Annotated in this window: 8 protein-coding genes; 5 read left to right on the plus strand and 3 right to left on the minus strand. The window is 72.6% G+C overall.

Annotated features, from left to right (window positions below):
* Positions 1–4: 4 nt before the first annotated feature.
* The gene (locus ACVWW9_RS08565) at positions 5–913 is read right to left on the minus strand and encodes an Lrp/AsnC family transcriptional regulator (protein ID WP_456515140.1); all 909 of its coding nucleotides are present in this window, start codon (positions 911–913) and stop codon (positions 5–7) included.
* Between the two features lie 211 nt (positions 914–1,124).
* Between ACVWW9_RS08565 and ACVWW9_RS08570 the strand changes: the two genes are divergently transcribed.
* The 3 genes from ACVWW9_RS08570 to ACVWW9_RS08580 are packed head-to-tail and all read left to right on the plus strand — an operon-like array spanning position 1,125 to position 5,745.
* Entirely contained in the window at positions 1,125–2,447 is a 1,323-nt protein-coding gene (locus tag ACVWW9_RS08570; protein WP_456515141.1) for an MFS transporter, read from the plus strand.
* Positions 2,444–4,126, plus strand: a complete 1,683-nt coding sequence (locus tag ACVWW9_RS08575) for an amidohydrolase (RefSeq protein ID WP_456515142.1) — start codon at positions 2,444–2,446, stop codon at positions 4,124–4,126. Before ACVWW9_RS08570 ends, ACVWW9_RS08575 begins: the two co-directional genes overlap by 4 nt.
* A complete protein-coding gene (locus tag ACVWW9_RS08580; RefSeq protein WP_456515143.1) occupies positions 4,123–5,745 on the plus strand; it encodes a thiamine pyrophosphate-binding protein in 1,623 nt (540 codons plus the stop codon). The genes ACVWW9_RS08575 and ACVWW9_RS08580 overlap by 4 nt, the downstream gene beginning before the upstream one ends.
* A 28-nt stretch (positions 5,746–5,773) precedes the next feature.
* Here ACVWW9_RS08580 and ACVWW9_RS08585 read toward each other — a convergent pair whose 3' ends face one another.
* The gene (locus ACVWW9_RS08585; RefSeq protein ID WP_456515144.1) at positions 5,774–6,118 is read right to left on the minus strand and encodes a DUF6804 family protein; all 345 of its coding nucleotides are present in this window, start codon (positions 6,116–6,118) and stop codon (positions 5,774–5,776) included.
* Positions 6,119–6,171: 53 nt separating this feature from the next.
* Positions 6,172–10,155, minus strand: coding sequence for an ATP-dependent RNA helicase HrpA (gene hrpA, locus ACVWW9_RS08590; RefSeq protein ID WP_456515145.1), 3,984 nt, complete (start codon positions 10,153–10,155; stop codon positions 6,172–6,174).
* Between hrpA and ACVWW9_RS08595 the strand changes: the two genes are divergently transcribed.
* Both ACVWW9_RS08595 and ACVWW9_RS08600 read left to right on the plus strand, forming a co-directional pair.
* Positions 10,081–11,346, plus strand: coding sequence for a hypothetical protein (locus ACVWW9_RS08595; protein WP_456515146.1), 1,266 nt, complete (start codon positions 10,081–10,083; stop codon positions 11,344–11,346). The genes hrpA and ACVWW9_RS08595 overlap by 75 nt on opposite strands.
* Positions 11,347–11,470: 124 nt before the next feature.
* The gene (locus ACVWW9_RS08600) at positions 11,471–11,944 is read left to right on the plus strand and encodes a cupin domain-containing protein (protein WP_354255888.1); all 474 of its coding nucleotides are present in this window, start codon (positions 11,471–11,473) and stop codon (positions 11,942–11,944) included.
* The last annotated feature ends 69 nt before the right edge of the window (positions 11,945–12,013 follow it).

A 12,013-nucleotide genomic window follows, 5' to 3' on the forward strand; every position in this document is an offset into this window, starting at 1 on the left:
CGCGTCACGCGCCCCAGCCGTCGGCGCTCGTCGGACGCAGGGTGCGCGCGTAGTCCTCCTTGAGCACCGCGAGGTGCACCCAGCTCTCGAGCCGCGTCACGCCCGGCAGGGCCCGGATGCGCTCGACGCTCTCGAAGAGCGCCCGCGTCGTCGGCTCGACGAGGGTCGCGATGGCGTCGAAGCGCCCGAGCGTGCGGGCGGCGAAGTCGACACCGCGCCAGCCGCGGAGCGCGTCGATGACCGCGTCGTCGTCGCTCGTGAGGTTGAGCCCGATGCCCATCGAGAGCTGCCGGTGGGTGAGCCCGCGCGCCTCGACCGCGCTGATCTTGACGACGCCGCCGTCGATGAGGCGCTGCACGCGCGAGGTGACCGCAGAGGGGGAGAGGCGCACGGTGTCGCCGAGCGCCCGGTAGCTCATGCGGCCGTCGCGCTGTAGCAGCTCGATCAGCGCGAGGTCGATGTCGTCGATCCGCAGCTCGCCGCGGTAGTCGGAGACGAAGAAGCCCTTCACGACGCTCGTGTAGACGAGCGTGCTGATGTCGATGACGCCGCGGAACCGGCGTATGTCGGTCAGCAGGTCGTAGAGGCGCTCCGTCGAGCGGACCCGCACCTCGACGACGAGGTCGCTCCCGCCGCCGACCGCGGAGACGAGCACGGTCTCGTCGAGGTCGCGCAGGCGCTGGGCCACCGGCTCAGCACCGCCGCTCGTGCGGATCGACACGTGCGCGAGCACGTGCTGCCCGAGCAGGGCGGGGTCGACCGCGGCGATGACCCGCACGGAGCCGTCGGCGAGCATGCTGCGCAAGCGGGCGGAGACGGCGGCGCGCGACTGCTGCAGCCGGTCCGCGAGCGACTGGACGCTCGCCCTGCCGTCCTCCTGCAGGGCGCGCACGAGCGCGGCATCGAAGTCCATCGTCCGCTTCCGATCATCTTTCCGGGGAACGCACGGCCGTGCATCCAGGACGCCAGCGTAGAGCCTCTTCCACACGACGGGCGGTGGTGGTTCGGACGATCATCCGATCAGAAACGGCGTGAGCGGTGCTCGATCCCGCCGATCTGGCCTTGGCGGCACCCTCCGGCGAGCGTACGATCCATCGCGACCCACCCACCGCGAAGGAGCGGCCATGACCTCAACGACCAGCAGGGCTCGACGCGCAGGCATCGCCGCCTTCGTGGGCACCACGATCGAGTGGTACGACTTCTACGTCTACGCCACGGCGGCGGCCCTCGTCTTCGGACCCCTCTTCTTCCCGAGCGAGGACCCGCTCGCCGAGACCGCCGCGGCCTTCGCGACCTTCGCGGTCGCGTTCATGGTCCGTCCGATCGGCGGCATCCTCTTCGGCCACATCGGCGACAAGCTCGGGCGACGCGTCTCGCTCGTGATCACCCTCATGCTCATGGGCGTCGCGACGGTGCTCGTCGGGCTGCTGCCGACCTACTCCGACATCGGCATCGCCGCGCCGATCCTGCTCATCGCGCTCCGCGCGCTGCAGGGGCTGGCCGTCGGCGGCGAGTGGGGCGGCGCGGTGCTCATGAGCGTCGAGCACGCGCCCGAGAAGTCGAAGACCTTCTACGGCGGCTTCACGCAGCTCGGCAACCCCGCGGGCGCGCTGCTCGCCTCCGGCATCTTCGCGATCATGACGCGCTTCGGCGACGACTTCATCATCGACGGCGGCTGGCGCATCCCGTTCCTGCTCTCGATCGTGCTCGTCGGCGTCGGACTCTGGGTGCGCTACCGGGTCGAGGAGTCGCCGGTGTTCGCGGAGAAGGTGCAGGGGCGCAAGCAGTCCATGCCGCTCGCCTTCGCGCTGCGCAGCAACTGGAAGCCGATCCTGCTCGGCATCGGCATCCTGCCGGTCTCGACCGGCGGCTACTACCTCGCCACGACGTTCGCCACCGCCTACGCGACCGGTGAGCCGATCGGGCTGAGCGAGCAGCTGATCCTCGACGCCATGACCCTCGCGTCGTTCGTCGAGTTCCTCGTCACGCTGCCGATCGCATGGCTCGGCGACAAGTGGGGCCGGAAGAACATCATGTACATCGGCCTCATCACCTCGGTGCTGACGTTCGCGCCGTTCCTGCTCGCGATGCCCGGCAGGATCGAGCCGCTCGTCTTCCTGCTCGCCTCGCTCGTCCGGGTCGCGATGAGCGCCACCTACGCGCCGATCGCCGCGATCCTCGCCCAGATGTTCCGCCCCCAGGCCCGCTACACGTCGATCTCGCTCTCGTACGGGTGCGGTGCCGCGCTCTGGGCCGGCTTCTCGCCGTGGTTCGCGACCCAGCTCATCGCCTGGACCGGCTCCGTCTGGTCCGTCATCGCGATGTTCACCGCCATGGCCGCGATCGCCTTCGTCTGCACGTGGCGCGCGCCGCAGCACTCCGACGCCGCGCCCGTGACGGAGTCGTTCACGCCCCGCACCGACACGACGGCGAACCAGCTGCCGTGAGGAAGCTGACCGCCTTCGACCGCCCGTCCCAGACGACACCCCGCATCGTCGTCGCCCGTGCCGTGCACACGGTCGCGAGCGACGACCGGTCGGCCACCGCGATGCTCATCGACGACGGCCGCATCCTCGCCGTCGGCGACCGCGCCGCATGCGACGCCGCAGCCGCCCGCGCCGGGCTCGCGCCCGAGATCGTCGACCTCGGCGATCGCGTGGTCGTGCCCGGGTTCGTGGACGCCCACGCGCATCCCCTCATGTACGGCCAGATGATGACCTGGGTCGACTGCGGTCCGGAGCGGGCGGGGAGCATCACCGAGATCGTCGAGCTCCTGCGCGCCGCCGCGGCCGAGCTGCCCGCGGGGAGGCCGGTGCGCGGCTACGGCTACGAGCACCGCAACCTCGCCGAGGGCCGGCACCCCACGCGGTTCGAGCTCGACGCGGTCGCGACCGATCGCGACGTGTACCTCATGAACGCGTCGGGCCACGGCGGCGTCGTCAACTCGCGCACGCTCGAGCAGAACGGCATCGACCGAGACACTCCCGACCCGGACGGCGGCACCTTCTTCCGCGACGCCGACGGCGAGCTCACCGGCGAGCTGTCGGATGCGGCCTGCAACATCCTCACGGGCGTGCACGGCGTGAAGATCGGCCACCACGGCCCGAACTTCCACCTCGCCGACGAGCCCGCGGAGCACCTGCGCCAGCTCGACGCGGCGACGCGCCGGTTCCTCGCCGGCGGCGTGACGACGATCGGCGACGCGCAGGTCTCGCGCCGCGAGCTCGACATGTACCTGCGGCTCGCGGAGGCAGGCCGCCTCGAGCTGCGGGTGTCGATGTACCTGCTCTCGCACCTGCTCGACGACGCGATCGACATGGGGCTCGTCGGCGCCTTCGGCAACGCCCACCTGAGCTTCGCGGGCATCAAGCTCTACGCCGACGGCACGCTCGGCGGCTGGACCGCCTACTTCCCGGACGGCTACGTCGGGGACCCGTGCCGCACGGGGCAGCTGTACCACGAGCCCGCGGCGTACGCCGAGCTCATCCGGCGCGCGCACGAGGTGGGGCTGCAGACCGCGACGCACGCGCAGTCGCCGACGGCGATCGAGATGGTCGTCTCGGCGATCGAGGCGGCGCTCGAGGAGCGCCCCGACGACGATGCCCGTCACCGGATCGAGCACTGCGGGCTGCCCTCGCCCGACCAGATCGCGCGCATGGCGACCGCCGGCATCCGCCCGGTGAACCAGACGCAGCACTACTTCAACTGGGGCGAGGGCGTCGAGGAGGCGATCGGCACGCCGGGCGAGCGGTTCAACCCGCTCGGCGAGTTCGAGGCGGCGGGGGTGCCGTTCACCATCTCGTCGGATGCGCCGGTGGCGGAGCCGATCCCGCTCGAGGCGATCCAGACGGCCGTGACGCGGGTGACGCGGCGCGGGCACAGGCTGGGACCGGATGGGCTGCGCGTCTCCGCGCGCGCCGCGCTGCGGGCGCACACCATCGAGGGCGCGATCTCGCTCGGGCGCGAGGACGACCTCGGGTCGCTCGAGGTCGGCAAGCTCGCCGACTTCGCGGTGCTGAGCGACGACCCGCTCACCGTCGCCGACGACGCGATCTCGAGCATCCGCGTCGAGCAGACGTGGGTCGGCGGCGAGCGCCGCTACCAGGGCTCGGAGGACGCGGCGTGACGGCCGTCGAGGCAGGGCCGGTGGCAGACGCGTTCGCCGACACCGCGGGTCGTGCGGTGCTCGAGACGATCCGCTCCTACGGCGTGACGACGGTCTTCGGCATCCCAGGCACCCACAACCTCGAGCTCTACCGGCCGCTCGCCGACCTCGGCATCCGCGCGGTCACGAACCGGCACGAGCAGGGCTCCGGGTACGGTGCCGACGGGTGGTCGCAGCAGACCGGCCTCCCCGGCGTCGTGATCACCACCTCCGGACCGGGGCTGCAGAACGCGATGAGCGCGATCGGCACGGCGTTCTGCGAGTCGCGTCCGCTCATCGTGCTGTCGCCGGGGGTGGCGCTCGGCGCCGAGTTCCGCGACGTGGGCACGCTGCACGAGACGAAGGACGCGAGCGCGATGGTCGCCGCCGTCGCCGAGTGGTCGCGGCGCGTGTCGAGCGCCGCCGAGGCGGTGGAGGCCGTGCACGACGCGTTCGCGCTCTTCCGCACCGGCCGGCCCCGACCCGTGCACATCGAGATCCCGCTGGACGTGCTCGAGCGCCCTGCCGGGGTGCCAGCCGCGGACCGGATCGCCCGGCCCGCCCCACCGCCCGCAGGCGGTGCTGCCGACGCGATCCGCGACGCGGCCGCGATGCTCGAGCGGGCGGCATCGCCCGTGATCATCGCGGGCGGCGGGGCGACCCGCGCCGCCGCCGGCGTCACGGCGCTCGCGGAGCGGCTCGGCGCGCCGGTGCTCACGACCCTCAACGGCAAGGCGACCGTCGACGAGCGCCACCCGCTCTCGCTCGGCGCCAACCTGCGGCTCGCCGCGGCCCGCGCGGTCGCCGAGTCGGCGGATGCGCTCATCGTGCTCGGCTCGAAGCTCGGCGAGGCCGAGCTGTGGGCGCCGACCCTCGACGCGACCGGCAGCGTGCTCCGGGTCGACATCTCGGCGGCGCAGCTCGACAAGAACCTCGACGCGACCGTCGCGATCGAGGGCGACTGCGCGACCGTGCTCGACGGGCTGCTCGCCGCGCTGCCGGGGGAGCCCCGCCCGCGTCCCGACCTCGGCGACGTGCGGTCGGCGATCGCGGCGGAGACTCGCGCGGCGCTGCCCGAGACGGTCGCGCTCGCCGAGCGCATCGCATCCGCGCTGCCCGAGGACGCGATCGTGGCGGGCGACTCGTCGCAGATCGTCTACATGGCGCTCGCGAACACGCTCGTGCAGCCGGTGCCGCACTCGCTGCTCTACACACCGACCTACGCGACCCTCGGCTACGGGCTACCGGCCGCGATCGGGGCCCGGGTCGCGCAGGACGAGCGTCCCGTCGTCGCCGTCATCGGCGACGGCGCCCTCATGTTCTGCGTGAACGAGCTGGCGACCGCGGTCGAGCAGCGCCTCGACCTGACGATCGTGTGCGTCGACAACGGCGGCTACGCCGAGATCAAGCAGAACGAGGTCGACCGGGGCATCGTCCCGGTCGGCGTCGACCTCGTGCAGCCCGACTGGGCGGCGCTCGCCGACGCGTTCGGCGCGACCGGCCGGCGGGTGGCGCGGACGGCCGATGTGGCGGATGCGATCCGCGACGCGATCGCAGCGGGCGGCGTGCAGCTCGTGCACATCCCGCAGGCAGCGCTCTAGGGCGGCGTCCTGCTCGTGCCGCTTGCCGTCAGCGGTCCGCGTCGGCGCGCGGCGCCTTGATGAGCACCGCGGCGACGAGCGCGACGACCGCGGCCGCGACGTGCGCCAGCAGACCGAGCTGGCTCGACAGGTCGAACGGCGCGACCGGGTTCCAGGCGACGGCGATGGCGAGGAAGACGGGCACCCACCACCAGTGCTTCGCCTGCACGGCGAACCAGCCGATGATGAGCGCGAGCACCGCGACCACGAAGCGCAGCGTCTCGTACCACTCGCTGCCGATGAGCAGCGTGCCGACGACGAGCGCGATCGCCAGCAGGATGCCGGGGGCGAGCGCGTTGCGCTGGACGCTCGGGCCGTAGCGGTCTGGCTCCATGGGTGCTGCACTCCTCGGGGTCGGCTTCCACCGTACGGCCACCGCGGCGGGCGTCAGTCCGCAAGCGCCTTCCGGATGCGCTGCAGCGAGACGGGACCTGCGGTGCCGAGCTGCTGCGCGAAGAGGCTGACGCGCAGCTCCTCGAGCAGCCAGCGGGCGGTGATGAGCCGCTCCGCCCTCGCCGATCCGTCGGTGCCGGGGACGGCATCCGTCACCGCCGGCGCGAGCGGCAGCGTGCCGCCTGCAGCGGTGAAGAGCGCGACCGCCTGCTCGACCTCGGTCATCCAGGTGCGGTCGCGGTTGGCCGTCTCGGGCAGCCGCTTCACGCGGTGCTCGATCGCGCGCACGTAGACCTCGAGGCGACCGAGCCGGTCGAGGCCGGTGCGGCTGACGAAGCCGTCGAAGACCAGCTGGTCGAGGTGCGCGCGGGCATCGGCGAGGGCCGCCATGTGGGCGAGGCTCGCGCCGTCGCGGATCGCGCGGTCGGCGAGCCGGGCGGACGTCAGGATGCGCGCCACCTGCGACGCGAGCGCGAACATCCGCTCGACGAGGCCGTCGGCGACGCGGGCGCGCAGCGCCTCGAAGTCGGCGACCGTCGCCGGAGCGGTCGTGCCCAGCTCGGCGTCGATGATCGCGAGCATGAGGTCGTCGAACAGCCGGTCGGTCGACGCGTAGGGGCTCGCGCCGAGCGCCAGCTTCTCGGCGGCCGTGAGGTTCGACTGCACGTAGGGCCCCGGGCTCGGCACCTGCCGCAGCAGCAGCTGCCGCACCGCCGCGCGCTGGTCGCGCTGCTGCGCCTCGCGGGTGGCGGCGAGGCGGATGCCGACGGTCGCCCTGCCGGCCCCCGCGCCCTTCGCCGCCGGCCCGGTGATCGCGTAGCCCGGGTACGCCCGCACCGTGTTGCCGCCCTGCCGCACGTCGATGTGCTCCGGCAGCTCGGTGTCGAAGCCGGCGACCTCGTCGCGCTCGAGGTCGCTCGTCACCTTCACGGCGACCTTCGCCACCTGGGTGCGGGCCTGCTGGCCGAAGCGCCGCTGCAGCGCCTCGAGATCCTTGTCGGCGCCGAGCCGGCGCCCCCGGCCGTCCTCGACCGCGAAGGTCGGCTTCAGGTGGTCCGGGATGCGGTGCCAGTCGACATCCGTCGCCGCCGCCTGCACGTAGGCGGTGCGGGAGATGCGCGCGGCGAGCACCTCCGCGATCGAGCGGGAGGCGGCGCCGCGGCCCTCGCCGCCGGCCGGCGGCTCGGCCGGCAGCTCGGCGAGCATCCCGCGCGCCCAGTCGGCGGCCGGCACCACGTGCTTGCGCACGTGCTTCGGCAGGCTCTTGATCATCGCCGTGAGCAGCTCCTCGCGCATGCCGGGCACGAGCCAGTCGAAGCCGGCGGGCGTGAGCCGGGGCAGCACCGCGAGCGGCACGTGGACGGTGACGCCGTCGTCGGCGGCGCCCGGCTCGAACCGGTAGCTGAGCCGCAGCCGCTGCTCGCCCTGCTGCCACTTCGTCGGGAACGCCTGGCTGTCGACGGTCGCGTCCTCGCCGGTGAGGTCCTCGCGGCGCATCGTCAGCAGGTCGGGGGTGGTCTTCCGCGCCTCGCGCCACCAGCCCTCGAAGCTGCGGGTGGAAGAGACGTCGGCCGGGATGCGCGCGTCGAAGAAGTCGAACACGGCCTCGTCGCCGACGAGCAGGTCGCGGCGCCGCTGGCGCTCCTCGAGCCGCTCGAGCTCGCGGCGCAGCTCCTGGTTCCTGCGGTCGAAGTCCTGGGGGCTGTCCCACTCGCCGTCGACGAGCGCATGGCGGATGAACAGCTCGCGCGCGTGCTCGGGATCGATGCGCGAGAACTGCACGCGGCGCCGCTCGACGATCGTGACGCCGAAGAGCGTCACCTTCTCGAAGGCGACCACCGCGCCCTGCTTGCGCTCCCAGTGGGGCTCCGACACCTGCCGCTTCGCGAGGTCGCCGGCGAGCGGCTCGGCCCACGCGAGGTCGATGGATGCGACGTTGCGGGCGAAGAGGCGGCTGGTCTCCACGAGCTCGGCGGCCATGACCGCGTGCGGCGGCTTCTTGGCGAGGGCCGAGCCGGGGAAGATCTGGAACCGCGCGCCGCGTGCGCCGAGGTACTCGGGGCGGGGGCGCATCCGCCGCTTGTCGCCCTTGTCGCCGGGCCGCGACTGCTGCGGCTTCTGTGTCTCGTCGAGCGTGCCGATGCGGCCGAGGAGGCCGGAGAGCAGCGCCTTGTGGACGGCGTCGGCGTCGACGGACGTGGCGAGGGAGCCAGGTGCGTCGTCGACTGACCGCCTCTTCTCCGTTGATCGAGTAGCAGTCGCAGACCGCGTATCGAGATCAGAGCGGCTGGCGTCTCGATACGCGCCTTCGGTGCTACTCGACGAGCGGAGAGGCTTCAGCCCCATCGACCTCGTCAGCTGCCGCACGACGTCCTGCCACTCCCGCACGCGCAGGAAGCTCAGGTGCTCCGCCTTGCAAGCCTTGCGGAACTGGTTGCCCGAGAGCGCCGCCTGCTGCGCCTGCAGGTGCCGCCAGAGCGCGAGCAGCGTGATGAAGTCGCTCGTCGGGTCGACGAAGCGCGCGTGCATCCGGTCGGCCTCCTCGCGCCGCTCGAGCGGGCGCTCGCGAGGATCCTGGATCGTGAGGCCGGCGACGATCGCGATGACCTCGTGGGCGACGTCCGCGTCGCGGCCGGCCAGGGCCATCCGCCCGAACCGCGGGTCGACGGGCAGGCGGGCGAGCTCGCGGCCGATCTTCGTGATGCCGCCCTTCGCCGAGATGGCGCCGAGCTCGCGCAGCAGGTCGTGGCCGTCCTTGATGCCGCGCGAGTCGGGCGGCTGCAGGAACGGGAACTCCTCGAGCGGGCCGAGCCCGAGCGAGGCGGCCTGCAGGATGACCGCGGCGAGGTTGGTGCGCAGGATCTCGGGGTCGGTGAAGGCGGGGCGCTTGTCGAAGTCGGCCTCGGCGTAGAGGCGGATCGCGATGCCCGGCGCGACGCGGCCCGCTCGGCCCGAGCGCTGGTTCGCGCTCGCCTGGCTGATCGCCTCGATCGGCAGTCGCTGCACCTTGCTGCGGGCGGAGTAGCGCGAGATGCGGGCGGTGCCGGTGTCGATGACGTGCCGGATGCCGGGGACGGTGAGGCTCGTCTCGGCGACGTTCGTGGCGAGCACCACGCGGCGGCGGATGCCCGGGCGGTGCGAGCGCTCGAAGACCCGGTGCTGGTCGGCGGCGCTCAGGCGGCCGTAGAGGGGCAGGATCTCGGTGGTGGCGCCGAGCCTGCCCTGCAGCTGGTCCTGCGCGTCGCGGATGTCGGCCTCGCTCGGCAGGAAGACGAGCACGTCGCCGCTGTCGTCGCGGGCGATCTCTGCGAGGGCCGACTCGATGCCGTCGATCGGGTCGAGGTCGACGTGCTCGTCGGGCTCCCCGTCGCCGTCCTCGTCCTCGTCCATCGCCTCCGCGACGAGCGGGCGGTAGCGGATGTCGACCGGGAAGGTGCGCCCGGACACCTCGATGATCGGCGCACCGCCGAAGTGCCGGCTGAACGACTCCGGGTCGATCGTCGCGCTCGTGACGATCACCTTGAGGTCGGGGCGGCGGGGGAGCAGCCGCTGCAGGTAGCCGATGAGGAAGTCGATCGTGAGGCTGCGCTCGTGCGCCTCGTCGATGATGATGGTGTCGTACTGCTGCAGGTCGCGATCGCGGTGCATCTCGGCGAGCAGGATGCCGTCGGTCATCACCTTGATCTGCGTCGCCGCGCTCACCTGGTCGGTGAAGCGCACCTTGTAGCCGACGGCGCCGCCGACCTCTTCGCCGAGCTCCTCGGCGATGCGCTCGGCGATCGTTCGCGCCGCGAGCCTGCGCGGCTGCGTGTGGCCGATGCTCGAGCGGCCGAGCTCGAGGCACATCTTCGGCAGCTGCGTCGTCTTGCCCGAACCGGTCGCGCCGGCGACGATCACCACCTGGTGGTCGCGGATCGCCGCCATGATCTCGTCGCGCGCCGCGCTGACGGGCAGATCAGCCGGGTACTCGATGCGCATCCCTCCATTCTCCCGTGCTCCGCTGTGCCCGCGCACCCGCGCCCGCCGCACCTCCACTTCGCGGACCCCGCATCGCCAGGGGGACCCAAGGTCTCGGGTCCTCATGGCGAACTCGGGTCGACGGAGTGGGGCTGGACGCTCGAACCCAGGGCCCCCTCCGCGGGAGCTGCGAACGGCGCTCCACAGGGGAGGGGATGCGTGGCACGGGCAGGGAGGGCGTCCTGCCATCGTGCGCTCGTGTCGATCGACGAAGAACCGACGCCCGTGCTTCGCTTGCAGCGCGCAGCAGAGCTGCGGGCGGCAGGGGCGTCGAGGAAGCCCGAGCGTGACGCGACCCTGGCGCGGGTGCGGTTCGGCGTCTACGCCGACGCGGAGAGCCTGGCGGCGGCCAGCCGGCAGACGCGCTATCTCGCGCGCATTGAGGCCGTCGACGCCGTCCGCGAGCATCCGGTGTTCGCGCGAGAGTCGGCGCTCGCGATCCACGGCGTTCCGTTCGGCCTCGAGCCCGATCGAGTGTTCACGACCGGCGACCTGCGCACTGCGGGCAGCAAGGCGGGCGTCTCGCATTCGGCGGTGGAGCTGGAGCCGCTCGATGTCACGACGGTGGGCGGGCTGCGGGTCTGCTCCCTCGCACATGCGCTCGCCGACGTCGGACGGCGGCGCGAGCCCAGGATCGCGGTAGCGGCGATCGACTGGTCGCTGCGAGCAGAGCTCGTCACGAAGGAGCAGATCGTGGACGCACTCGGACGCCAGAGCAGGCGAGGACGGGCCGCGGCGGCGCAAGCGATCGCCTTCGCCGACCGCGCCGCCGAGTCGGTCGGGGAGTCCTACAGCCGGGTGCTCATCCATCAGCTCGGCTTCGCTCCGCCCGAGCTGCAGCCGAAGGTGCTCGGTCGCACGGGCAGGGCCTACTGGGTCGACATGCGCTGGCGGATCGCGGGTCGTCGGCCGATCTACGGGGAGTTCGACGGGGCGCAGAAGTACGGCGAGCTCGCGAACCGGCAGGGGAAGACCGGCGCGCAGGCGCTGGCCGAAGAGAAGGCCCGCGAGGACGATCTGCGCTGGAGCGGCGACCCGATGCGCTGGATCTGGGTCGACCTCATGCGGCCGACTCGGCTCGACCGGCTGCTGACCGACTACGGCGTGCCCCGCATCCGGCGTCCCTCGCTGCACCTACTGCGCGCGGCGTGACTCGGCGCGGACCCGATCGCGCCACGGCGACCCGAGGTCTCGGGTCCTGGTAGCGGGGAGGGGTCCGCGAGCGGGGACGGCGCCACTCTGGCGCTTCCCAGGGGGCGCGGGCAGGATGCCGAGCATGGACATCCACGACAACGGACCGCAGCGCAACGCGTTCGACATCGAGACCGCGACGCGCGAGAACTCGAACTACCGCACCGTCGCCTGGACCGGCGAGCACCTGCAGGTGACCCTCATGTCGATCCCGCCGGGCAGCTCGATCGGGCTCGAGGTGCACAACGGCACCGACCAGTTCCTGCGCCTCGACGCGGGCAGGGGCCGCGTCGTGATGGGCCCGTCGAAGGACGACCTGCCGTTCGAGCAGGAGGTCTCCGACGGGTGGAGCGTGCAGGTGCCCGCCGGCACGTGGCACGACGTCATCAACATCGGCGACGAGCCCATGCGCCTCTACGCCATCTACGCGCCGACCCACCACGCGCAGGGCATCGTCCAGCCCACCGCTGAGGACGCCGACGCCGACGAGGAGGCGGGCCGCGACGAGCCGCCGTCGTGGGTCGAGGAGGTCGACACGAAGGGCGAGGAGAAGGCCTAGCCCCGAGACGACGAGACGCCCGCCGAGCTGCTCGGCGGGCGTCTCGTCGTTCGCGGCGATGCGCGCGAG

Source organism: Agrococcus sp. UYP33, assembly GCF_054060915.1.

Coding starts and splice junctions, on each gene's coding strand:
- ACVWW9_RS08585 (WP_456515144.1), bottom strand. CDS start 6,118: ATGGAGCCAGACCGCTACGGCCCGAGCGTCCAGCGCAACGCGCTCGCC.
- hrpA (WP_456515145.1), bottom strand. CDS start 10,155: ATGCGCATCGAGTACCCGGCTGATCTGCCCGTCAGCGCGGCGCGCGAC.
- ACVWW9_RS08565 (WP_456515140.1), bottom strand. CDS start 913: ATGGACTTCGATGCCGCGCTCGTGCGCGCCCTGCAGGAGGACGGCAGG.
- ACVWW9_RS08600 (WP_354255888.1), top strand. CDS start 11,471: ATGGACATCCACGACAACGGACCGCAGCGCAACGCGTTCGACATCGAG.
- ACVWW9_RS08570 (WP_456515141.1), top strand. CDS start 1,125: ATGACCTCAACGACCAGCAGGGCTCGACGCGCAGGCATCGCCGCCTTC.